22 protein-coding genes are annotated in these 21,052 nt (G+C 58.9%); 7 read left to right on the top strand and 15 right to left on the bottom strand.

Annotated features, from left to right (window positions below):
* Entirely contained in the window at positions 1 to 384 is a 384-nt protein-coding gene (locus tag ACKLNI_RS07880; protein ID WP_413718515.1) for a hypothetical protein, read from the top strand.
* Between the two features lie 509 nt (positions 385 to 893).
* A complete protein-coding gene (locus ACKLNI_RS07875; protein WP_413718514.1) occupies positions 894 to 1,541 on the top strand; it encodes a DUF707 domain-containing protein in 648 nt (215 codons plus the stop codon).
* On the opposite strand, the gene ACKLNI_RS07870 is transcribed toward ACKLNI_RS07875, so the two are convergent.
* Entirely contained in the window at positions 1,538 to 3,436 is a 1,899-nt protein-coding gene (locus ACKLNI_RS07870; RefSeq protein ID WP_413718513.1) for a glycosyltransferase, read from the bottom strand. The genes ACKLNI_RS07875 and ACKLNI_RS07870 overlap by 4 nt on opposite strands.
* Positions 3,437 to 3,502: 66 nt before the next feature.
* Here ACKLNI_RS07870 and ACKLNI_RS07865 point away from each other — a divergent pair, with 66 nt between their 5' ends.
* Positions 3,503 to 3,997 carry a hypothetical protein gene (locus ACKLNI_RS07865; RefSeq protein WP_413718512.1) on the top strand — a complete coding sequence of 165 codons (495 nt, stop codon included), beginning with the start codon at positions 3,503 to 3,505 and terminating at the stop codon, positions 3,995 to 3,997.
* Positions 3,998 to 5,197: 1,200 nt separating this feature from the next.
* On the opposite strand, the gene ACKLNI_RS07860 is transcribed toward ACKLNI_RS07865, so the two are convergent.
* Positions 5,198 to 5,566, bottom strand: coding sequence for a hypothetical protein (locus ACKLNI_RS07860; RefSeq protein ID WP_413718511.1), 369 nt, complete (start codon positions 5,564 to 5,566; stop codon positions 5,198 to 5,200).
* Between the two features lie 127 nt (positions 5,567 to 5,693).
* Here ACKLNI_RS07860 and ACKLNI_RS07855 point away from each other — a divergent pair, with 127 nt between their 5' ends.
* On the top strand, positions 5,694 to 6,413 hold the full coding sequence (locus ACKLNI_RS07855) for a sugar transferase (protein WP_413718510.1): 720 nt from the start codon (positions 5,694 to 5,696) through the stop codon (positions 6,411 to 6,413).
* Positions 6,414 to 6,473: 60 nt separating this feature from the next.
* Here the strand turns inward: ACKLNI_RS07855 and ACKLNI_RS07850 are convergent, their stop codons facing one another.
* The gene (locus ACKLNI_RS07850) at positions 6,474 to 7,475 is read right to left on the bottom strand and encodes a glycosyltransferase (protein WP_413718509.1); all 1,002 of its coding nucleotides are present in this window, start codon (positions 7,473 to 7,475) and stop codon (positions 6,474 to 6,476) included.
* On the bottom strand, positions 7,472 to 8,266 hold the full coding sequence (locus ACKLNI_RS07845; RefSeq protein WP_413718508.1) for an ABC transporter permease: 795 nt from the start codon (positions 8,264 to 8,266) through the stop codon (positions 7,472 to 7,474). The genes ACKLNI_RS07850 and ACKLNI_RS07845 overlap by 4 nt, the downstream gene beginning before the upstream one ends.
* 193 nt (positions 8,267 to 8,459) lie before the next feature.
* Here ACKLNI_RS07845 and ACKLNI_RS07840 point away from each other — a divergent pair, with 193 nt between their 5' ends.
* Both ACKLNI_RS07840 and ACKLNI_RS07835 read left to right on the top strand, forming a co-directional pair.
* Positions 8,460 to 9,539, top strand: coding sequence for a KpsE/RkpR family capsule polysaccharide export protein (locus ACKLNI_RS07840; RefSeq protein WP_413718507.1), 1,080 nt, complete (start codon positions 8,460 to 8,462; stop codon positions 9,537 to 9,539).
* A gap of 4 nt (positions 9,540 to 9,543) precedes the next feature.
* Complete coding sequence (locus tag ACKLNI_RS07835) at positions 9,544 to 10,215, top strand: ABC transporter ATP-binding protein (protein WP_413718506.1); 672 nt, start codon at positions 9,544 to 9,546, stop codon at positions 10,213 to 10,215.
* A 4-nt stretch (positions 10,216 to 10,219) separates the two neighbouring features.
* Here ACKLNI_RS07835 and ACKLNI_RS07830 read toward each other — a convergent pair whose 3' ends face one another.
* A complete protein-coding gene (locus tag ACKLNI_RS07830; RefSeq protein ID WP_413718505.1) occupies positions 10,220 to 11,455 on the bottom strand; it encodes a mandelate racemase/muconate lactonizing enzyme family protein in 1,236 nt (411 codons plus the stop codon).
* 30 nt (positions 11,456 to 11,485) lie between these two features.
* Between ACKLNI_RS07830 and ACKLNI_RS07825 the strand changes: the two genes are divergently transcribed.
* The gene (locus ACKLNI_RS07825; protein ID WP_413718504.1) at positions 11,486 to 11,926 is read left to right on the top strand and encodes a GNAT family N-acetyltransferase; all 441 of its coding nucleotides are present in this window, start codon (positions 11,486 to 11,488) and stop codon (positions 11,924 to 11,926) included.
* 10 nt (positions 11,927 to 11,936) lie between these two features.
* Here the strand turns inward: ACKLNI_RS07825 and ACKLNI_RS07820 are convergent, their stop codons facing one another.
* The 10 genes from ACKLNI_RS07820 to pobA all read right to left on the bottom strand — a co-directional run bounded on the left by ACKLNI_RS07820 (position 11,937) and on the right by pobA (position 20,873).
* Complete coding sequence (locus ACKLNI_RS07820; protein WP_413718503.1) at positions 11,937 to 13,013, bottom strand: Zn-dependent alcohol dehydrogenase; 1,077 nt, start codon at positions 13,011 to 13,013, stop codon at positions 11,937 to 11,939.
* Positions 13,014 to 13,094: 81 nt separating this feature from the next.
* Positions 13,095 to 14,297 carry a TCR/Tet family MFS transporter gene (locus ACKLNI_RS07815; RefSeq protein WP_413718502.1) on the bottom strand — a complete coding sequence of 401 codons (1,203 nt, stop codon included), beginning with the start codon at positions 14,295 to 14,297 and terminating at the stop codon, positions 13,095 to 13,097.
* Between the two features lie 76 nt (positions 14,298 to 14,373).
* Entirely contained in the window at positions 14,374 to 15,708 is a 1,335-nt protein-coding gene (locus ACKLNI_RS07810) for a class-II fumarase/aspartase family protein (RefSeq protein WP_413718501.1), read from the bottom strand.
* Positions 15,708 to 16,538, bottom strand: a complete 831-nt coding sequence (locus ACKLNI_RS07805; protein ID WP_413718500.1) for a 3-oxoadipate:acetyl-CoA acetyltransferase — start codon at positions 16,536 to 16,538, stop codon at positions 15,708 to 15,710. Before ACKLNI_RS07805 ends, ACKLNI_RS07810 begins: the two co-directional genes overlap by 1 nt.
* Complete coding sequence (locus ACKLNI_RS07800) at positions 16,535 to 17,239, bottom strand: alpha/beta fold hydrolase (RefSeq protein WP_413718499.1); 705 nt, start codon at positions 17,237 to 17,239, stop codon at positions 16,535 to 16,537. Before ACKLNI_RS07800 ends, ACKLNI_RS07805 begins: the two co-directional genes overlap by 4 nt.
* Positions 17,239 to 17,823 (bottom strand): protocatechuate 3,4-dioxygenase subunit alpha, encoded by a 585-nt coding sequence (gene pcaG / locus ACKLNI_RS07795; protein WP_413718498.1) that lies wholly within the window; start codon positions 17,821 to 17,823, stop codon positions 17,239 to 17,241. The genes ACKLNI_RS07800 and pcaG overlap by 1 nt, the downstream gene beginning before the upstream one ends.
* A gap of 1 nt (position 17,824) precedes the next feature.
* Entirely contained in the window at positions 17,825 to 18,553 is a 729-nt protein-coding gene (gene pcaH, locus ACKLNI_RS07790) for a protocatechuate 3,4-dioxygenase subunit beta (protein ID WP_413718497.1), read from the bottom strand.
* The gene (gene pcaC / locus ACKLNI_RS07785) at positions 18,546 to 18,929 is read right to left on the bottom strand and encodes a 4-carboxymuconolactone decarboxylase (RefSeq protein ID WP_413718496.1); all 384 of its coding nucleotides are present in this window, start codon (positions 18,927 to 18,929) and stop codon (positions 18,546 to 18,548) included. The genes pcaH and pcaC overlap by 8 nt, the downstream gene beginning before the upstream one ends.
* Positions 18,922 to 19,710, bottom strand: coding sequence for a 3-oxoadipate enol-lactonase (pcaD, locus tag ACKLNI_RS07780; protein ID WP_413718495.1), 789 nt, complete (start codon positions 19,708 to 19,710; stop codon positions 18,922 to 18,924). Before pcaD ends, pcaC begins: the two co-directional genes overlap by 8 nt.
* Positions 19,707 to 20,873 carry a 4-hydroxybenzoate 3-monooxygenase gene (pobA, locus tag ACKLNI_RS07775; protein ID WP_413718494.1) on the bottom strand — a complete coding sequence of 389 codons (1,167 nt, stop codon included), beginning with the start codon at positions 20,871 to 20,873 and terminating at the stop codon, positions 19,707 to 19,709. Before pobA ends, pcaD begins: the two co-directional genes overlap by 4 nt.
* Positions 20,874 to 21,052 lie beyond the last annotated feature (179 nt).

Here is a 21,052-nt window from a genome sequence, read left to right as displayed (position 1 = left end):
TTGGCCCGCAACGCCAATCCGTCTTTTGACGAGGCGCTGGCGCGTCTGGCGCACCGGGTGCGCGACGTCTTTGACGGCCCACATGACAACAGGTTCTACGATGTCATGGCGCGACTGCTGGGGCAGGCGGCTTTCAAAAAGGGGGCGGCCTCGTCCTTGATGAGTCTCGAAAAGCGTCGCGAGATCTTGAATGTCTACGAGGCGGAAAACGAGGCGCTGAAAGCGCGCTTCCTTCCGCATCAGGCAGCCGGTCCGCTTTTCCCCTTGCCCTGCGCCGACGACGTCATCGAGAAGACCGATGCAGAGCAGTTGTCGGATGACATCGCCATGCTTACGCGCACCGTTTACGCGCTTGCCGCTCGGACGGAGGGGCGCAGAGATTGACCCGGCTTTTCGGTTTTCGGTCATCTCGGGGTCCGAATGCAGTGCTGCCCATCGATCGAGAGTTTCTTGAGCAACAGGTGCCGTTACTGGCGGGGTCGAACCGTCACGCGGAGTACTATCTGGAAGAAGGGCTGAAACAGTCTCTTGATCCAACGAAGTTCTTTTCGACTGATTGGTATGCCTGGCAAAACCCGGACTGGTCGGAGCGCTTTGAGACACCCTACCTTCATTATCTTGAGGTGGGCCGTTGTCAGGGGCGTGACCCTTCGCCCATGGTCGACGTTACGAAGTTTCTGGATTTGGCCGGAGGCGCCATGCCGCCGGAACGGGTGTATTCGGCAATCCTTGGCGGCGTGCGAGGAATTGCCATGGGTGTTTATGAAGGCGCGGATGATCTTTTGCGTTGCCAACGTACATTCTTGGACGGGGTGGTTCTTTTTGCGCATCGAACCAGACTTCCGGGTAATCCGCGCAGAGCCTTGGTTGTTTGCCAGGCCGGGAGGGGGGCTTTGATCGACCGCTGGGCGGGGCATTCCGGACGGGAATGGGATCTTATGCTGAATTACTACGATGCGGCCGGGATGCGGTCGGGAGTCGGTGAATATGCGGTCTTTCAGAAAGGTACGAAGTTCACCGCCATGAAAATGCTGACGGACCGCTTTCCACAGATTTTTTCCGCTTATGACCATGTGCTGTTCATCGACGACGATATCGAGACGAGCGGGGAGGATCTGAATGGACTTTTTGCGGCTTGCCGCAGGCATTCGCTGGATCTGGCGCAGATGGCCCTGACGGACGACTCTGCCTGCAATTGGAACGAGCTCTTTACCCGGCCGACCGGCAGCGATCCTCGACGGGTCAGCGCGGTTGAAATCATGATGCCTGTCTTTTCCCGTCAGGCGCTGAAGTGGGTGATGCCGACATTCGGCCAGTCGATCAGCGGATTCGGTCTGGACCTTGTTTGGGGACAGATCGTCGCCGACAAAGGAGGCCGTATCGCTGTTCTGGATGACATTGCCGCAAGGCACGCGCGTCCCGTCGATCAGGCTGGTGGAGCCTACTATCGATATCTTCGGCGGCACGGGATCAATGCCAAGGCGGAGCTTTGGACATTGTTGAAGAGCTATGATGCCCAGCGCGAACTGATCGCGGTCTAGGAATTTCCGAACAGGGCTTCGATCCGTTTCAACAGACCGGCGACATCGTCGGGATGGCAATCCAGTACGTGCCCGTTGGGTGCAACCCCGGATGCTTCGCCCTGAGCGCCCAAGTCGAATGTCAGGACAGGTAGACCTGTGGCCAATGCCTCCCGGGTTGTGAACGAAAAGGTCTCAGGCCAGATCGACGGAATCAGCCAGAGGCCGACACCGTGCTGACGGGCCAATCGAGTGATGTCGGCACGTTCGTATCTGCCTGTCGTGCGGTGCGGCACGGGGAGCCGGTAATTCGGGTCCAGATCTCCAATGATAACGATCTTTCGATTGCTGCCTGATGCCTTGATTTCGCGGGCAAGGGAGACAAGGACACCGGCGCCTTTTGCGAGGTTGATGCCGCCAAGTATCCCAATCGACGTACCTCCGCTTGAGAGCTTGGCCGGCAAATCGTCGGGCAAGGTGTGAGGAGTGACGACCAGCTTTTTCCCGACCTCTGGATATGCTTCGCGGAAGACCACGGCGCTGGCGTTGGAGAATGCGGAAATTTGCTGCGCGCGTGCAATCACCGGTCTCCAAAGCTCGCTCCACTCCGCAAGCGAACACCGATGCCTGTCCGCGATCGCAGGCAGGCAATGGGCGGGATCATCTCCGGATGCCAGGGGAACACCGCGATATCTGCCGTGGCTGTCGAGCAGGCAGTAGGAGGGGCTGATCACAAAATAGTCGTGGAGCAGTAGCTCGAGGCTGTGCGTTTCTTCACTGGTAAGAGAAAGCAGAACTTCCGGTATGTTCCGCGGGTCCCGTGCTCCGACGCCGCAGGAATAGATGACACGGCGGCGCGCGATGGGAGCAAGTAAGGCAAGCAAGGTTGCAATGTCTTGAACCCTGCAGACATGCTTGAACGATGCAGCTTCGATTTCGATCCTCCAAGGCGTGGTGCCCCCGGTTCGAAGGATCACGATACCCGGCGCGCCTCTCTCCAATGCCTCGTCCACCTGTCTGCGAAGGACAACCTCCGCACCCCCACCCAACACGTGCCCGATGAAGACGGGCACAGGTTCGACAGATACGGCGTCGAGCCAAGCCACAGTCAAGGCGCAACGCTGAACAGCGTGCGGGGAGGTCTCAGCCCACTCCTTCACGACGCGATCGTACCCGGGGTATCGCGCGGAGATTATGCGATTGTTGGCTTGGGTTCTTTCCTGCTTTTCGGCGGTCCCGAAGCTGGCGCTGCCTGAGTGACCTACGAAGACTGACGTTGCCAGGACATGCCGTCCACCTGCGGCGCGCGCACGTTGGCACCAGTCGACCTCCTCTCCATACCCGCGGCCGAAGGTGCTGTCGAAGCCGCCGATCTTTTCCAGGAATGCGCGGTTAATGGCCATGGCGAAACCGATGCCGGTCGGGATGTCAACATCGCGCCAGGCGGGGGCGAAGTTGCGGGCGACCCTGTCTATACGGTCAACCAGATCGTTGCCCAGTTTCGTCTCGACGCCCTGTGCGGGGACCGAGGCAATCTCGGCCGTATTCGAAACAGGTGTCACGCTGGCAACGTTGGGGTCGCTGGCTATGGGAGCGAGGAGACGCCCAACCCAACCGTCGGGGGGCAGGGTGTCGGTGTTCAGAATAATGATATGCCCCTCCAGATCACGAGCCGTTTCGAAGCCATGGTTGATCGCGGCGACGAAGCCGTGGTTCACTTCGAAAGTCTCGACAATTACTCGTGTGGGGAAACGAACGGCGAAAGATCGCAGCAGGCGATTTATGCGCGGGTCATCGGACCCGTCGTCAATCAGAACGATCGTGTGATAGCTGTTGGTCGTTGCGGCAAGGCGATCCAGAAGACGCGCAAGATCGTCGGCGGCATTGAACACCGGGACGACAATCGTTGTCGCCAAGTCAGCAGTCGATGCCGCATGTTCAGGGGCAGTAAACAGGTCGGTCGGAACGAGCGGTGAAGGTATTTGTTCATCGCCGTGACCAAACGCATCGCGCAACGCAATTGCTGTTCCGGGATCGCCGGTTCTGAGGAAACGGACGATCTTTTGACTGTGCGCGGCGGCGAAGGCGAGCGCGCCCGGAAGCTGGACGAGGCGTGCCATCGTTTCGGCCAGCCTTTTTGGAGGGGCGAGTTGAAACTGAGTGTCCTGCAAGCCAGTCGCTCCGACCCGAATTTGAATTGCCGCGTCGATCCTACTGCGCTGGATTTCGACTTCGAAACCCGTGTGCAGAGGCCGGTTCGCATCGCTTTCTTGGATATCTTGGCGTTTCATCCATGTTTGGACTTCTTGAAACGCTGCTCCCTCAAAACCGACACGAATCTCTGGCTCCGTATGCCAACCGCTCAATCGAACGCTCGTTTTGCGCCAGCGGCAATTTTCGATGCGTCCCACGGTCTTGCCGTTCAGGATCATGAGTTGAGTCTGATGGCAGGAGACCTCGGCGCGCAGGTCCAGTAGTCTTTTCAGGGCATTGCGACTGAGCCGAGGAAAGGCGGCGAGGCGCGTTAACTGCATGGTCACTCGGTCATCTTCCTCGCCCGGCGAGTGCGTTCTTCAAAGAGATAGCTTCAAACTCCGGCTTGCCGAAAATGTGGCAATGGCCGGTCAATGATGCAGAGAGACATCGGAACATTTGGTTAATATCCAGTTTCTACGAAAGAATTTGGTTTATGATTTTCGGTCGGCTGTAGAATTCTGTAAAAGCGAAGGCGGGCGGGCGCATCAATTTTGCAGGCGACCGATAGTGGTCGGCTTAGGCCTCGCTGTCGGGTTGATTATCGCAGCGCCATCAGAAGCAATGGACCCGGACTGTTCCTCCACTCTTTTGGAACGCTTGGCCTGATCAAGATGCCGTCAGTCGGCACGTTCAAGGATGCCGGTTTCGCTACCAGTCTCGCAGGTTTTTCCGGTCAGACCCGCAGGACTCCGAATTTAAAGAAAAAGCCGCGATGCAAGGGCAGTCCTAGGAACCTGCGGACTGCCGGCTTTCAGCCGGGAGACCGCACGCTGTACCATAGGTCCTTCTGTATCAGCTTTCAGATACTGACCGAGACGGCGGAGTGCGGCTCAAAGTTGACAGGCGGCTTTGCGATACGGTCAGAGAAGCCCACCAGGAAGAGTTTGCAGGAAGTTGAGAGTTTCTGGCGATGATGAGGTTTTTGGTGATTTCCGGGCCCGCCTTTTGACCGCAGCGTGCGGAAACGCACCAGACCGAACGCAACCCCGGCGAATTGGAAGTCTGGTTCCGTGGGTGGCGCCAACGGTTCAGGTCAGTCCCGAGCGTTTGGTGAAGTCTGGGTTGTCTTGATTTGCTGAGCCACTGTTCCTGGCGGTCCTGAAGAATCCGGGATTTCCGAGCTTCTGGTCTCCTTTGACGAAAACGGCGGCGTCCGAACTTGTATAACAGTCGGCTGGCAAACCGTTTCAATCCGCACTGGTCGTGTAGCGGCTAAGGTGGGTTTGGGTGCCGACCTCATGTCGTCGAACGCTCCTGTGTCCGCCGCTAGTTGCCGGAGCGCTCAATTACTCGAAACGTTGAATGCCGCCAAGGAAGCCGCAGTTTCGAATTGGTCTGCCAATCGGATGCCGGGGTTCATGCAACCCTGCAGCTTTCTTCCGGAGCAACCACGTTGTGATGCGGGGCAACGTGGCATACGCCTATGGGTTTGGATTTATAGCCAGGAATAGCTTCTGGGTCGGAGCGGATATCCGACCACGCTGCTCGCGCCACTGAATAAGGCCAGGGACGGTTTGCCCCAAGGTGCAGTTCGTGAGGCCGTAGGTGTGCGACTCTCGGCGCGAGTCGCCCGCGATCACGAGATCGTCAATAAGAAAACCGATCAGAATACCTCCGGATCTGCCGCTCCGAGTGCCCGCGACGACCTTGTCATGCACCATGAAAACCTCGGGCTCGATCTCCGGTTCTCCAAGCCTGCCGGCTATGGCCGGGGAGAACGCAGACGCACAAACAGAGGCAATTCGCAGCCCGGTAACGAATTTCTTACCGATATCGGGCACTTCTTGCATTGGCCAAGCCCCCCGTTTCGCAAAGAGGCGCCGATTGAATCGTGGGCAAAGTCGTATTCAAAATCAGATGGAAGAAAATTAAATGAAGAGTGCGCGTTGCAAGGGAAGGTCTGGCAGGACAGACAGAATGCCTTTCAAGTTTGGCTTAGGCCAGGTTGTAGCGTTGCTCCTTGCTCCGTTTGCGCTGTTGGTTCTTGCAGTTCTCTATGCGGTGGTTGTTCCACTGCACGGCCGGCCGTTCATCTTTGCCTCAGAACGGATGCGCGGCCCGAACAAGTCGTTTCATCTCTACAAGATCCGCACTCTTCACCCGCCTGAGCCTGCTTCTGAGGAAACCGTGCTTTGCGGGACGCAGGCTAGGCGTGTGACTCCGGTCGGAAAGTTTCTTCGGCGCACCCGGTTGGATGAATTGCCTCAGATATTCAATGTTCTGAAGGGAGACATGCGGTTTGTTGGGCCGCGCCCTCCGCTGCGCCGCTACGTTGAGGCCTATCCGGAACTGTATGCAGAAATCCTGAAAGATACCCCGCCTGGTATAACGGGCCTGGCAACCGTGATGGTTCATCGAAGGGAAGAGCGTCTCTTGTCGCTGTGCAATGATCCGATCGAGGCCGACCGCATTTATCGGACATACTGTATTCCGCTGAAGGCCCGGCTTGACCTGATCTATCGTGATAATCGCAGCTTTTCGCTAAACGCTCTTGTTCTCTACAGAACACTGTCCCGCCTACCTTCGCTTTCGCATCCCTCGGCTTGGGGACGGAGGTCAGAAACCCGCCGGACGCTGTCATTGGCAACAGGAATAGCGCCATCTACATTGCCGTCGGATCGTCGGGAAGCGGCCTGATCAGGGAAGGGACGAACTTCCAGACCCGCTTCGCATCACGCCTTGTCCGGCGGTAACAGTTTAGATCCTCTTGATGAGAGCAGCGAGTGACAGGGCGTGATTGCCGCGATTTGTCTGTCGGTACACTCCCGACGTGCACAATGCGGACAACCTCGTGCGCATGTTGCCGGCCCTTGCTTTCTTGAAAAGAGCAAGCGTCTGGCGTGCTTGAGGAGACAGCCAATGGTAAGCCGCCTCAAGGGCTGTGATGTTGGCAGTGTTCCAAGCACGATATCTGCCTTGAAATACCTGCACGACCCGGAAAACACTGGCCAGCGCCGTATCGTTCGATCCGATCATGTTGGCACCGTGCTGGCGGTACAGCACCATGGGCTCTGGGTCGTAGATGACTTGGCCGCCGGCGCCGCTCACTATCTGATAAATCCACCAGTCATGGGCGACGATGCCTTTGGCATGGCGCGCGGTTTCCTGAACCAGATCAAGTGCGGCCCGGTTCAGGACCATGGTGTTGCCGCCACCGATACATTGCACGAGAGCATTCTGGAAGCTGGGCGGCAGTTCGAAAAGAGGGGATCGCCTCAAGGGGCGGAGGCCTGCGTCGCAGACAATTGTCCGACCTGCATAAAGCGCCGGTCGCCCGGCGGGCAGGGTATTCAGATGGGTAAGAGCTCTCTTGAGTTTTTCCGGAAGCCAGACATCGTCCTGGTCTGAGAGGGCGGCATAGGGGACGCTTGGACCCGCGGCACAGAGCAGGCGGAGGAAATTCTGCGGAAACCCTAGCCGCGGTCCTTTAATCAGCGTGACAGCCTGCTGACTATTCAACGCGAAATCTTCAACCAGGTTTGGACCATTGTCCGTGCTGCCGTCGTCGGAAATGATTAGCGACCAGTTACCGTGAGACTGATCGGTGTAGCTTCTCAGCTGATCCGCAATGTTGGTGGCACCATTGTAGAGCCCCATCAGAATGACGACGTGATCCTGTTCGATTTCCTGACAAGTGGGGCCGGCCAGGCTTCGGTCGCTCAGGGCGCTGTTAACGAATTCATCAGCATTCCGGGTCATTTGTGGATCAGACTATCGGCGTGACGGGACATCAACATGAGACCAACCAGGATAAGGCCCAACGACAACGCGTACGCATACGGTGAACTGATGTAGCCGGGTGCGTAGGTGGGATAGATGCCGTCCCGCATCTCGCCTGTCGCATGGAAGACCGGGTTGAACCACAGAATCTGCCGGACCCAGGTGGGAAGATCCTCGAACAGGAAGAACACACCCGAAACGATGAAGAGCGGCCGTGTGATAACCATCCAGATACGCTCCCAAGCCGGAAAGGCCATGAAAAGGTAACAGTTTATCAATCCCACCCCCAAGGCCAGCGACGCCGCCATGCCAAGGGCGTTCGCTGCTGTCGGCAGATCAGGCGCGGCACGCGTATCGAAGAGAATGATCATGGAACCAATGACCAGCATCGTGACCATCAGATGGGTCAGAAGATTGAGAAGGAACCTTGCAATGATCGCATCCAGCCAGGTCACCGCGGAGAAGGTGAGCAGAGACTGTGAGAACCGGAGTGCCGTCGCCGTTTTGTTGGCCAGGTCATGGAACAGCATGTAGACCAGATAGCCTGTCGCGTAGAACAGGCCGAAGCTGTTGCCGAGGGACGGGGCATGGAATGCGAGCGAGAAAGCAAAAGACAGAAGCGCGATCGCCGCGACGGGTTCAAGGACGGCCCAGATGTAACCTCCGGGAGAACGGCCATTGGTCGTCACCATCTCGCGCAACATCAATGCCACCGTCGTGCGAATGGTGGCAAAGCGTCTGTTTGCGAGCGGCGTCAGCGGTGGTGTCATGGCCTTTTCCGCAAACTGCATTTCCTGTCCGACTTTATATACCAATGGCAGGTAACTGGCATTCCTTTCCAAGGAATTAAGGGGTTGGAGCTTGATGCTGCCTGAACCGAAACAGCCTGATCCACATTTGTCCCGGATCACCCCGGTACGTCCCCCTGCAGAGGCTGCGCGACCACGTCGCCGCCATTGGGGTATGCTGCTTTCTTTTTCGGTTGTCGTGGTGATCCCGGTTCTGCTTGCGGTGGCCTATCTCTGGATGCGTTCCGCGGACCAGTACGCATCGACGGTCGGATTTTCAGTCATAAAACAGGAGGTTTCGTCTCCCATCGAGATGTTCGGAGGCCTCGCAGACTTCACGGGTGTTGGTGTTTCGGACAGCGATATCCTTTACGAGTTCATCACAAGTCAGGAACTTGTCGAGACGCTGGACGCGCGTTTGGGACTGGTCGAGATTTATTCCAAGCCCAGTGGTGATCCGGTGTTCGGCTATGATCCGACCGGAACGATCGAAGATCTGCACGATTACTGGGAGCGCATGGTGCGCGTGTTTTATGACGATAGTGCAGGGCTGATCACAATCCGGGCACTTGCTTTTGCGCCGGAGGACGCGCGTTCGATTGCCACGGGGATTTTCGAAGAGAGCGCTAGGCTGGTCGACGAACTGTCTGCGATCGCACAGGATGACACCACCGAATTTGCCCGTCTGGAGGTCGAGCGAGCGGTTGAGCGCTTGAAGGGCGCGCGGGAACGGCTGACGGCCTTCCGTTCGGAAAACCAGATCGTGGATCCGTCGGCGGATCTTCAAGGGCAGATGGGGCTGCTTTCGACGCTTGAAGCGCAGCTGGCCGAAGCCTTGATCAGCGCCGATTTGCTGCGGGAAAGCACCCGCGAGAGTGACCCGCGCATCCAGCAAGCCGAGCGCAGGATCGCGGTGATCGAGGCGCGTATCGAGGGAGAACGTCGCAAGCTCGGCGTCGGCCACAGTGGCGGGCAGGGAGGCGACTATGCGACCCTTCTGGCGGAGTACGAACGCCTTGCCGTCGATCGCGAGTTCGCCGAACAGGCCTATGTCGCCGCCCTAGCAACCTATGATCAGGCTTTGGCCGAGGCGCGGCGCAAGAGCCGGTACCTCGCGGCCTACATCAAGCCGTCATTGGCGCAATCGTCGCAATTCCCGAACCGACCTGTGATTGTCGGGATCGCCTCTTTCTTCTTGTTGGCGCTCTGGGCGATCGCCGTGCTGGCCTATTACTCCGTTCGAGACCGGCGCTAGGCAGATGATACGACTTGTCGACGTCTCGAAGACCTTCTACGCCGATGGGATCGCGAAAACAGTTGCGAGCCGCATCAGCCTGACGTTTGCCTCTGGACGCTCGGTGGCGTTGATCGGCCGGAACGGAGCCGGGAAATCCAGCCTTCTTAAGATCATTTCCGGTACGATGCGTCCGGATTCGGGGCACGTGGAAGCTGTGGGCAGTGTTTCCTGGCCGGTCGGTTTCGCCGGCAGTTTTCACGGAGATCTATCAGGTTTACAGAACACGCGCTTTGTCGCGCGCATCTATGGGGTAGACACCGATCAATTGGTGGATTTCGTTCATGAGACCTCGGAACTTGGGGATCAATTCTATCTTCCGTTTCGCACCTATAGCCAAGGCATGCGTGCAAGACTGGGGTTTGCCACTTCAATGGGCATAGATTTCGATACCTACCTGATCGATGAGGTCACCAGCGTTGGCGATGAGTCTTTTCGCCAGAAAAGCGAGCATATGCTGCGCGCGAGGCTGGAGACCCGGGCCGCGATTGTTGTGTCTCACAGTGCCCCCCTCTTGAAACGCATGTGCAAAGCTGCCGTCGTCATCGAGAATGGCGAGGCCGCATGGTTCGACGATGTCGATGCCGCACTGCGCCAGCACCGCCAGAACATGGAGTTGCAGCCGTCCCCGATCTGATCCGTTATTTCGACTTTCCGACCGGCGCACCGCCTTCGAAAAGATTGGGGCCGGCATGTTTGATAGGGGCTTCCTGCATCTGAAGATGCAGGCCGTCGCCTTTCCACGGATTTGCTCGAGCGAGATCTTCGTCAACTTCGATGCCAAGCCCGGGTGTTTCGGGAGCGGCGATATGGCCATCCTCGACACGGATAGAGCCCCTAATCAGCGCGTCGTGATATGGGGTCTCGATCGTTTCCGCCATTAGGATGTTCGGGATTGATACGGCCAGATGAACATTCGTGGCCCATTCGACCGGCCCTGCGTAAAGATGTGGCGCCACTTGTGCGTTGTGGGCTTCGGCAAGCGCCGCGATCTTCTTGGTTTCCCAGATGCCGCCTGAACGGCCGAGAGCGGGCTGCAGGATATTGGCGGCACCAGCACGCAGTACGGCGGCGAATTCGGCCTTCGTGGTCAGCCGTTCCCCTGTAGCGACGGGAATCGACGTGGCGCGGGCCACTTCGGCCATGCTTTCGATGTTGTCGGGTGGCACAGGTTCTTCAAACCAGAGCGGGTCGTAGGGCTCGACCGCCGCAGCGATGCGCTTTGCGCCGCCTGTGGAGAACTGTCCGTGGGTGCCGAATAGAAGGTCGGCGCGGGGTCCTATCGCCGCGCGAAGCGTCCGACAGAAGTTGACAGAGATCTCGATGTCATAAAGCGAGGGTTGATGACCGCCGCGAATTGTGTAGGGCCCCGCCGGGTCGAACTTTACGGCCGTGTAGCCGCGGCCGATGAGATCAAGCGCTGACTCCACCGCCATCTCGGCATCGCCCCAGAATTCGGGCAAGGGGTGATGGGCCAGAGGATAGAGATAGGAATACGCCCTGACGCGTGGCGTCATTCGCCCGCCGATCAGAGCCCAGACAGGTCGGTCGCGGTGCTTTCCGATAATGTCCCAGCAGGCGATCTCCAGCCCAGCGAAGGCTCCGATGACCGTTGGATCCGGCCGCTGGGTAAAGCCCGACGAGAACACGCGACGGAACATCAACTCGACGTTCTCTGGGTTTTCCCCTGCCATGTGCCGCCCGAATACATCGCGAATTACCGCGGTCATGGCCTCAGGTCCGACGGCACTGGCATAGCACTCACCCCAACCGACGATACCGGTGTCTGTTGTCACTTTGACGAGAATCCAGTATCGCCCACCCCATCCCGGTGCGGGTGGGGCTGTAACGATCACTTCCATGTCTGTGAGTTTCACGCGCGCCCCTCCGTTGGTTTTGCTTTAATTATGTCTCAGAACCCAATCACCATTCGCAATCTCGGTCCAGAGGACGCGCATATTCTTGATCGCGTTCGACCCGGTACTTTCGATAATGAGGTTGATCCCGCGCGGGCATGGGCCTTTCTTGCGACCCGGGTCAACGAATTGGTCGTTGCACTGGATCGAGGCGAGGTCATCGGCTTTGCCAGCGGGACGGTGATCATGCATCCTGACAAACCAACCCAGTTCTTTGTCAACGAGGTTTCGATCCATCCGGATTTCCGTAGACAGGGCATTGCCAAGCGGCTTCTGACCCGTATCAGCGAACTTGCTTCGGACAGGGGCTGTGAAGAAGTCTGGGTCGCAACAGAAGCAGACAACGCAGCGGCCCGAAACCTGTATGCCAAATTGAGCAGCAAGGTGTTGCCCGACGTCGTTGTGTATTCTTGGAGCGATCCGCACCTCTGAAACTTCAGCGTCAAAACACGATGACGTTTCGCCTTGCAGCGCCCGACTTGGTGTCGGCGATTGCCTCGTTGATCTGCTCCAGCGGCCAGCTCTTGGAAACAAGCTCATCCAGTTTCAGACGCCTTTGTCGGTAAAGGTCGACCAGCCAGGGGATGTCGCGCGACAATACAACGTTGCCCATCTTGGAGCCGACCATGCCCTGCGACAGGCTGGCAAAAACATCCGGTTCATAGGACGAGGTCGCACCGGACGCGGGCATGCCGACCATGACCAGTTTGCCACCGGGTGCGAGGTAACGAGGAGCGAGATCATAGGCCGGAATGGCACCGACGGTGACAAAAACGGCGTCCGCCTTTCGCCCGATCAGATCCGCCACCTCGCGCCAAGGTGCTTCGCCCGTCGCCAGAACGCCATCGGTAGCGCCAAATTCAGCGGCGTCGGCAAGTTTCTCCTTCGTCATGTCGACGGCGACGATCCGACGTGCACCTGCGATGCGGGCACCTTGAATAGCATTGAGTCCGACGCCGCCGGCGCCGATCACGACCGCATCCTGCCCCGGTCGCAGCCTGGCCGCGTTGACGACTGCACCGATCCCGGTGATGACCCCGCAGGACAGGAGTGAGGCGACCGTGGAGGGCATGTCCTCCGGGACCCTTGCGATCTGGCTTTGGTCAACGACCACCTTTTCAGCGAAGGCACCGCAGTTCATCGCCGCTAGCAGCGGTGCGCCGTTCGCAAGTGAGAGGGGTTGAGGGCCGTTGGGCGTTTCGCAGCCGGTCGGCGTTCCGGATGAACATGGAGCACAGGCTCCGCACGACCGGATCAGGGTCACGATGACCTTGTCTCCGATACCGTATCCGGTGACCTGGTCACCGACGGCAGTTATCCGTCCGGCGGCTTCATGGCCATACACGGCGGGAAGTGTGCCGCCCCAGATTCCTTCGGCATAGGAAATGTCGGAGTGGCATATTGCACAGGCTTCGAGCGTGACCTCTAGTGAGCGTCCGGTAGGTGCCGCAATCTGGACGTTCTGGATGACCAAGGGTTTGCCAAACTCGTGGCAGACTGCAGCGCGTATCGTTGTCATGACCTCTCCAGTTTTTCGCCAACCTGAAGCCAAGGCCCGCCGCTGACTATAGCGAAAACGACATTGCCGTTCCGATTGCGCTCAGCTTTGCACGGTTCTTCGGGTGGCGAGGATGGCGAAGAGGCACACGAACATCAGTATGGCCGAAAGCAGGAATGGTGCGCCAGGCATGTAGGGGTCGGCGTCCTCTGCCGCAAAGACCGCAAAAGCATAGGTCATTGCCAAGGGCGAGAAGATGGTGGCAAGCGCCGCAGATGAGGAGAGCACGCCCTGCAGTTCGCCCTGACTGTCATCTGGAGTTGCGCGAGACATCATGCCCTGAACCGCAGGCGTTACGACGGCGCCCAGAGCGGTCAGCGGAATAAAAAGCATGGCAACCAGGCCGCTTTCCACGAAGCCGAGAACCAGAAAAGCGAAGAAATTGAAGACAATGCCGTAGATGACGGTTCCCCGGTCTCCAAGCCAGTTGAGGATAAACCGGATCAATCCGCCTTGAACGATGGCCATCGCCATTCCAAACGCGCCAAGTGACAGGCCGATCATGCCTGGCGACCAGCCGAAACGTGCCTCGGTGAAATACGCCCAGACCGCAGGATAGACCATGAATGCAACCTGGTAGGCGAAGAACAGGATCAAAAGATTTCTGAGGCGGGGATTGAGACCTACGTTCAGGAATGCGCCAAGCGGATTTGTTCGCGCCCAAGTCAAGGGGCGCCGCGTTCTGTCGGTTACAGTCTCGGGCATGACGAAATAGCCGAAGACCATGTTCGCGGCGGACAGAGCGGCAGCCCCGTAGAAGGGCGCGCGAGTGCCAAACTCGGCCAGAAGGCCACCGATAAGTGGTCCAATGACGAAACCCATGCCAAAAGCAGCTCCGATTAGACCGAAGCGGGCGGCCTTTTCGTGGGGTTCCGAGATGTCTGCCATGAAAGCGGATGCCGTTGACTGTGTGGCAGCGGTAATTCCGCCGACGATGCGACCGGCGAGCAAAAGCCAGAACGTCTGGGCAATGGCCATCACGAGATAATCCAAGGTCATCACGAACAGCGCGATCAAAAGGATGGGACGCCGTCCGTATCGATCCGACAAGGCACCGATTACAGGGCCGAAAAGAAATTGCATCGCCGCAAAGGCGGTCATGAGCACACCGCCCCACATTGCTGCATCTGCAAGGGGAACATTGCCGATCTCGCGCAGGAGGGCAGGCATGACGGGGATGATCAGGCCGATCCCGATTGAATCGATCATCGTCGTCATGAGTATGAACACGAGTGGTAATCGCATGGGCGAGCAGTATGCGAAAGGGGCCGGTCTGGGAAGCATGGACCGGTACGCTAGCGTCATTCAATTTGCCGGACTTTCAGCCCCGCTCCACCCGCGCGGCTTGGGCGAAGCGCCTTGCCTCGGCAGGGGCCTCGCCAAGCTGATGAACCGGATCGAAGATGGTGGACAGATCCAGCTCCGGATGTAACGTGCCAGCGGCCTCACGAAGGCTTTGTCCATTTGCGTTCGCCGTCTCTATCAGTGCTTTAACCTCGGCCTGCGCGTCTGCACGCGCCATGTGCGCCGCCAATGCAAAGCTGAGCGCTTCCGAGAAAAGCTTGCCGCCGGTGCTTTCGATGTGGCGTGCCATCGCGTGGGGCTCGGGCACGATTGATTTTGCGAGTTCGTTCGCGACCGAAACGGCGCGCGCCGCAAGGATCACCATTTGCGGTAGGCTCATCCACTCGGTCATCCAACAAGCGGCGTCGCGCTCCTGACGGTGGGGCAGGGTGGACTGAACCGCGGTATTCAGGCCGACGACCTGCCGGGCAATGGCGGACAGCACAGACGGCAGAACAGGGTTGGACTTTTGCGGCATCGTCGACGAGCCGCCGCCTGAGCCAAGGCGAACTTCGTTGATGCCTGATTGCGCGAGGATCAGAAGGTCTTCGCCCATTTTTGCAAGGGACCCTGCCAGACCGGTCAACCATGAGGCAAGGCAGGCGATGCCGTCGCGCTGTGCGTGCCAGGTCGATCCGGGGTCAGAGAGGTTGAGCGCGTCTGCGAGAGCCTGTCGGATCGCCGGACCCTTGCCGCCCATCACCGAGAGCGTTCCGGCTGCCCCGGACAAGCTGACACGAGTGACGTCCTCCCGAACTTGTATCAGTCGATCGCGATGCCGCAGAAGCGGGTTGCCCCAGCCAGCCACATGAGCGCCGAAGCTGGTTACGACTGCCGACTGGCCATAGGTTCGCGCAACCATTGGCACCTCGGCATGCCTCTCTGCCTGTATTCCAAGTGCCTTGATGGTTTCACTCAGGCGGACTTCTATGATCGCCAGGGCTTGCCGCAGTCGTAATGCCAGCGCGGTATCCATGATATCCTGGCTGGTGGCGCCCCAGTGCAGATATTGCGCGTGCTCTGGAGCTTGCATTGCATCGCGGAACATGGAGACAAGCCCAGGCACTGGAACGGCGTTGAGAGCGACGCCACTGGCTAGGCCCGAAGGATCGAGTTGCAACTCCATGGAGGCACGGTGGATCGCCGCCGCCGCCGTCTCGGGGATCAGGCCCGCGTCGCCCTGCACCTTGGCAAGCGCGCCTTCGACCAGCATCATCGCCCGCACTTCCGCCGTGTCTGTAAAGAGCTTTCCGACCTCGGCGTCACCGAGGAGATTGCGGTAGATTGCACTGTCCGAGGGTGCACTCGTCATCACGCTGCCCGGAGCCCGAGGATTTGCCGGGCCTCTGCCACCGTTGCAACGGGCCGATCGTACTTCTCGCAGAGATCGACCACTCGTTTCACAAGCGCGGCGTTCGACGGCGCAAGTGTATCGCGGTCGAGGCGCACATTGTCCTCCAGCCCGGTTCTGCAGTGACCGCCACTGGCGACGCACCATTCGTTGACCAATATTTGGTCCGGTCCGATCCCGGCGGCGCACCACTCAGCATCCGGAGCAAGGCGGGCCAGGGTTTCGCGGAAGAAGTCGAATGACGGTCTGTCCACAGGCATCGCATTCTTCACGCCCATCACGAACTGAACATAGAGTGGTGTTTTCAGGCGCCCTTCATCGGCCATCTTCGCGGCCTGGAAGATGTGCGACAAATCGAAAGCCTCAATTTCGGGCTTGATGTCGTAGACAAGCATTTCGGAAGCGAGCCATTCAACCAGATCCGGGGGATTTTCATAGACGCGGGTGGGAAAGTTGTTCGATCCAACGGTCAGTGACGCCATGTCCGGGCGGAGCGACAGCATGCCGCCGCGTTCTTTCCCTGCGCCCGACCTCCCACCGGTGGAAAACTGGATGATCAATCCGGGGCAGTGTTTCTCAAGCCCTTCCTTGAGGCGAGCAAAGCGCTCGGGGTCTGACGTCGGTGTCTCGTCCTCCGTCCGGACATGAGCGTGGCAGATCGAAGCGCCAGCCTCGAATGCCTCGTGCGTGGACTCGATCTGTTCACTGATGCTGATCGGAACGGCGGGGTTGTCCTTTTTCTTCGGCACCGATCCTGTGATGGCAACGCAGATGATGGCTGGCTTTGTCATGTTGCGGCAATCTTTCCGAGTATTCCGGCGAGCTTACCGGGATGTGAGAAGAAGGGCGAGTGCCCCGAGGCAATCTCGTGCACGGTTTCCTCGGGCCAATCGGCCGAGACATTTCGCTGGTATGCCGGATCGACTGTCCTGTCTTCTGTGCAGAGGATATAGTGGCGCGGGACCGTCGGCTGGGTGAAACTCAGGACTTCACCCAGGAGACCGATCGGTTGCGGCGACAGGCGCGCCACTGCGAAAGCCACATCTTGCCCGGTGCAGTCGTGATAGAAGACCGAGCCGGCCCGCCCGGGATCGACGGTGGAAACGCCGCGTTCTCGGTCGACCGTAACGATGCTTTGCAGTTCGGCAGTGATCGCGCCTTTCCGGATTTCCGCAAAAGCCTGGCCCGATGGGGGCACGAAGGCGCAGAGATAGACGAGACTGCGCAGTTTCTCGGGCGCCTTGGCCGCGGCCAGGGTGATCGTCAGACCACCAAGGGAATGTCCGACAAGAATGGTATCCTCTTCCAGTGCGTCCACGCAGGCCGAGACATAGTCCGACATGGTGACAGTTTCGGGTGGAGTCGGATCGGCGCCATGGGACGGCAGATCGATCGCCCTTGCCGTGTGGCCGGCGGCTTCCAGATGCGGCAGGAGTTTCGACCAGCACCACGCTCCGTGCGAGGCGCCGTGGACCAACAGGAAATGTGCCATCACATATCGAGGAATACGGTTTCTTTATCGCCCTGCAGGTAGATATCGAACCTATAGGCCCGTGTTCCCGTTTTCCTGGCGATCAGTGTCTGGACCCTATTGCGCTGTTCAATCCGGTTTAGTACCGGGTCGGTGCTGTTGTCCTCGTCGCCGAAGTAAATGCGCGTCTGAAGTCCCGTATTGATTCCTCGGGCCACGATCCAAAGCGCGATATGCGGAGATTGATCCCCGACGCGTCCAGGCTTCACGGTTCTCAACGTGAATTCACCGGACTCGGCGTCTGCGGCGAAGCGGCAGAAGCCGTTCATCTTTGGGTCGGCGTCCGGCTGCCCAGGAAATCTTCCCGCAGCGTCGCATTGCCAGGATTCGAACATGGCGTCGCGGAAGGCCCAGCCGGCTCCGTCATATATCGACCCAGTGATCGTGATGATTTCGCCCTCCGCCCCGTCGTCGATGGCGTATTTGCCAAGGTCTTCGGGATAAATGGCGCCGAGCCCGGCGAAGGTCGGAATGCATCCTATGTGAACGTAGGGTCCGGCTGTCTGGCTTGGCGTTTCGCGCAGGTTGTCAAGAGGTTGTACCATCTTACAGGCCCTCCGGTCGGTTTTCGAACATCGTCTGGCGGCGGCCTCTGAGGACAATGTCGAACTTGTAGGCGAGGTAGTCCATTGGCTTGGAGTGTGCCATGTCGAGAGGCGCGACAAGACGGTCAAGCTGGCTGCGATCCTTGATGGTCGCAGCGATGGGACAGAGGTCGATGAGCGGGTCGCCCTGAAAGTACATCTGGCTGATCAGGCGCTGGCCGAAGCTGTGCCCGAAAATCGAAAAGTGGACGTGCATCGGGCGCCATTCGTTTCCGCGGTTCGGCCATGGATAGGCGCCGGGGCGGATGGTCATGAATTCGTAATAGCCATTTTCGTCTGTGAGCGTCCGGCCGCAGCCGCCGAAATTTGGGTCAAGCGGCGCGAAGTAGGTATCCTTGATGTGGCGGTAGCGCCCCCCCGCGTTGGCTTGCCAAATCTCGACAAGAGTGTGGGGAATTGCGCGCCCGTTTTCGTCCATGACGCGACCATGCACCCGGATTCTTTCTCCGACGGCTGGCGCCTTTCCTTTTGTGAAGTTCAGGATCAGGTTGTTGTCCAGGGCACCAAGTATGTTATGGCCGAAGACCGGTCCCGTCTCTTCGGTTGGAGTGGACGGCAGCGACAGGAGCGGCAGGTTTGGCGATCGCGTGACCGCTGTCTTGTAGTCGGGGTCGTATTGCGCCGGGTGCGCTGTGCGGTCCCTTGGGATCAGGCGTCCTCCGTCAGCCATTGTCTTCCTCCATCTCTGCGTATGTGTCCCTGGCAAGTTTGATTGCATGGTTCGCCTTGGGCACTCCGGCGTAGACGGCGACATGCAGCAGTGCCTCCATCACGTCCTCGCGCGTCGCACCGGTATTCGCCGTGGCGCGAATGTGCATCGGGATTTCGGCGAAGTTTCCCGTCGCTGCCAGGAGCGCGATCGTCAGCATGGATCTTTCCCTTAACGGGATCGTGTTACGGGCCCAGACCGTTCCCCATGCGCCTTCGGTGATCATCTCCTGGAACGCCGCGTCGAATTCTGATTTCTGCGCCTCGGCGCGGTCCACGTGGGCGTCGCCCAGAACCTTGCGGCGTATCTTCATGCCTTTCTCGTAGCGCTCAGACATGGCCGATATCCTTGAGAAAACTGGTGAGTATCGATGCGTATTCCGCGGGCTTTTCCACGCAAGGCAAGTGTCCGGTTCCGCGGATCAATTCAAAACGACTGCCTTTGATCAGGTCTGCTGTTTCTCGAACGAGATCCGGCGGGGTCGATCCGTCCTCGCTGCCTGCAATCGCAAGCGTCGGAAGGGTCAGCGAGGCTGTAGTCGTATAGAAGTCGGTTCCGGCAATTGCGGCAGAACAGCCGGCATATCCTTCGGCGGGCGTTCTGACCAGCATGTTGCGCCAAAGTTTCAGCTCTGGGGTCGCGCGGAACTGCTTTGAGAACCAGCGCTCCATGATGGTATCTGCCAAGGCTTCGATACCGCCAGCCTGGACGGCCTTGATCCGGTCGCTCCACATTTCGGTCGTGCCGATCTTTGCCGCGGTGTTCGAAATGACCATGGCGCGCACCTGATCCATGCGCTTGACCGCCAATCCTTGTGCGATCATGCCCCCAATCGAAAGGCCAATGAAAACGCAGTCGCGCACGTTCAAGTGGTCCAGCAAACCTTCCGCGTCCGAGACGAGGGCGCCCATGGAGTAAGGTGCGGGCGGACATGACGAGAGGCCATGCCCGCGTTTGTCGTATCTGATGATCCGCAAATTCGACGGCAGGAGCGGGATCACGGCGTCCCAGAGCCGCATGTCGGTACCGAGAGAATTGGCGAACACAACCGGCGCACCATCCGGGTCACCGTCTTCACGGTAGTGCAGCGAAGCACCAGAGAGTTCTGCTATCTTCAATACGGTATCCCCACGTATTGCTCCGCCAAAGTGGACTGCGCCGCCGTCGATGTCGACAGGTAGTCCAGTTCGCTGTTCTGGATCTTCTGGTCGAACTCGGTTTGGTCGGGAAAGCGATGCATCGTCGTCGTGAACCACCACGAAAACCGGATTGCCTTCCAGACGCGGGCCAGGGCCTTGTCCGAGTAACCGGCGGTGGCGCCCTTTTCCCCTTCGTATTCGGCGATCAACGCTTCGGACAGGTAGTGCACATCGGAAAAGGCGAGGTTCAGACCCTTGGCCCCGGTTGGCGGCACGATATGCGCGGCGTCTCCGACAAGGAAGAGGCGCCCCCATGCCATCGGCTCGGCCACGAATGATCTCAAGGGTGCAAGTGACTTTTCGATCGAGGGGCCGGTGACCAGTGTGTCGGCTGCTTCGGGGGGGATGCGGCGTTTGAGTTCACCCCAGAAGCGCTCGTCCGACCAAGCTTCGGGCGTGTCGGTCAGAGGTGCCTGGACATAATATCGGCTGAGGTTCGTGTTCCGCATGGAGCAGAGCGCAAACCCGCGCTCGTGGCCGGCATAGATGAGTTCGTGGCTGACGGGCGGGGTTTCGGAGAGAATACCAAGCCAACCAAAGGGATAGACCCTTTCGTATTCCTTCAGGACAGCATTGGGGATGCAGGTACGGCTGACGCCGTGGAACCCATCGCATCCCGCTACATAGTCGCAGTCAATTCGGCGCTCGGCGCCGTCCTTCCTGTAGGTCACGAACGGCGCGTTCGTGTCGAGGTCATGCGGGCAGACGTCGAGGGCTTCGTGGATGACGGTACCACCCATGTCGTCGCGCGCCTTGTAGAGGTCGGCGGTGACCTCGGTCTGACCATAGACCATGACCGATTTCCCGGTCAGGCCCTTGATGTCGATCCGAAAACCTCGGTTCTGGGTGGACAGGAAGACGCCATCGTGCACGAAGCCTTCGCGGTCCATTCGCGCGCCGACCCCGGCCTTGCGAAGCATTGCGGCACTGCCTTCTTCGAGGACGCCGGCACGAATGCGGGAAAGAACATAGTCGCGTGTCCGGCGTTCAAGGACGACGGTGTCAATGCCGGCCCTGTGCATGAGTTGCGACAGCAACAGGCCGGACGGCCCGCCGCCGATGATGCAAACCTGGGTTCTCATTGGTCCTCCCATTCCGACTTATGCAAAGGTAATTGTCATCGTCAATCAAAACTTTGCGACCGGTTGGGGGTCGACAGGGGGAGGTTGTGCGGGTAGCGGTTGGAACGGGTGAGAGAGTCTGCGAGGCGGCACATGAGGGCAATTTTTCTTTTTGTTTCATGCTGTTTGCTGGTTGCTTG

It is taken from the genome of Silicimonas lutimaris (assembly GCF_047314965.1).
Lineage (GTDB): Bacteria > Pseudomonadota > Alphaproteobacteria > Rhodobacterales > Rhodobacteraceae > JAVJUV01.
This window is presented reverse-complemented; position numbering and strand designations above follow the sequence as displayed.

Bases quoted from the DNA above. Each gene is read 5' to 3' on its own strand.
- pcaG (WP_413718498.1), bottom strand. From the start codon at position 17,823: ATGGTACAACCTCTTGACAACCTGCGCGAAACGCCAAGCCAGACAGCC.
- pcaH (WP_413718497.1), bottom strand. From the start codon at position 18,553: ATGGCTGACGGAGGACGCCTGATCCCAAGGGACCGCACAGCGCACCCG.
- pcaC (WP_413718496.1), bottom strand. From the start codon at position 18,929: ATGTCTGAGCGCTACGAGAAAGGCATGAAGATACGCCGCAAGGTTCTG.
- ACKLNI_RS07800 (WP_413718499.1), bottom strand. From the start codon at position 17,239: ATGGCACATTTCCTGTTGGTCCACGGCGCCTCGCACGGAGCGTGGTGC.
- ACKLNI_RS07860 (WP_413718511.1), bottom strand. From the start codon at position 5,566: ATGCAAGAAGTGCCCGATATCGGTAAGAAATTCGTTACCGGGCTGCGA.
- ACKLNI_RS07825 (WP_413718504.1), top strand. From the start codon at position 11,486: ATGTCTCAGAACCCAATCACCATTCGCAATCTCGGTCCAGAGGACGCG.
- ACKLNI_RS07820 (WP_413718503.1), bottom strand. From the start codon at position 13,013: ATGACAACGATACGCGCTGCAGTCTGCCACGAGTTTGGCAAACCCTTG.
- ACKLNI_RS07840 (WP_413718507.1), top strand. From the start codon at position 8,460: ATGCTGCTTTCTTTTTCGGTTGTCGTGGTGATCCCGGTTCTGCTTGCG.
- ACKLNI_RS07810 (WP_413718501.1), bottom strand. From the start codon at position 15,708: ATGACGAGTGCACCCTCGGACAGTGCAATCTACCGCAATCTCCTCGGT.
- ACKLNI_RS07855 (WP_413718510.1), top strand. From the start codon at position 5,694: ATGCCTTTCAAGTTTGGCTTAGGCCAGGTTGTAGCGTTGCTCCTTGCT.
- ACKLNI_RS07845 (WP_413718508.1), bottom strand. From the start codon at position 8,266: ATGACACCACCGCTGACGCCGCTCGCAAACAGACGCTTTGCCACCATT.
- pobA (WP_413718494.1), bottom strand. From the start codon at position 20,873: ATGAGAACCCAGGTTTGCATCATCGGCGGCGGGCCGTCCGGCCTGTTG.
- ACKLNI_RS07850 (WP_413718509.1), bottom strand. From the start codon at position 7,475: ATGACCCGGAATGCTGATGAATTCGTTAACAGCGCCCTGAGCGACCGA.
- ACKLNI_RS07815 (WP_413718502.1), bottom strand. From the start codon at position 14,297: ATGCGATTACCACTCGTGTTCATACTCATGACGACGATGATCGATTCA.
- ACKLNI_RS07805 (WP_413718500.1), bottom strand. From the start codon at position 16,538: ATGACAAAGCCAGCCATCATCTGCGTTGCCATCACAGGATCGGTGCCG.
- ACKLNI_RS07835 (WP_413718506.1), top strand. From the start codon at position 9,544: ATGATACGACTTGTCGACGTCTCGAAGACCTTCTACGCCGATGGGATC.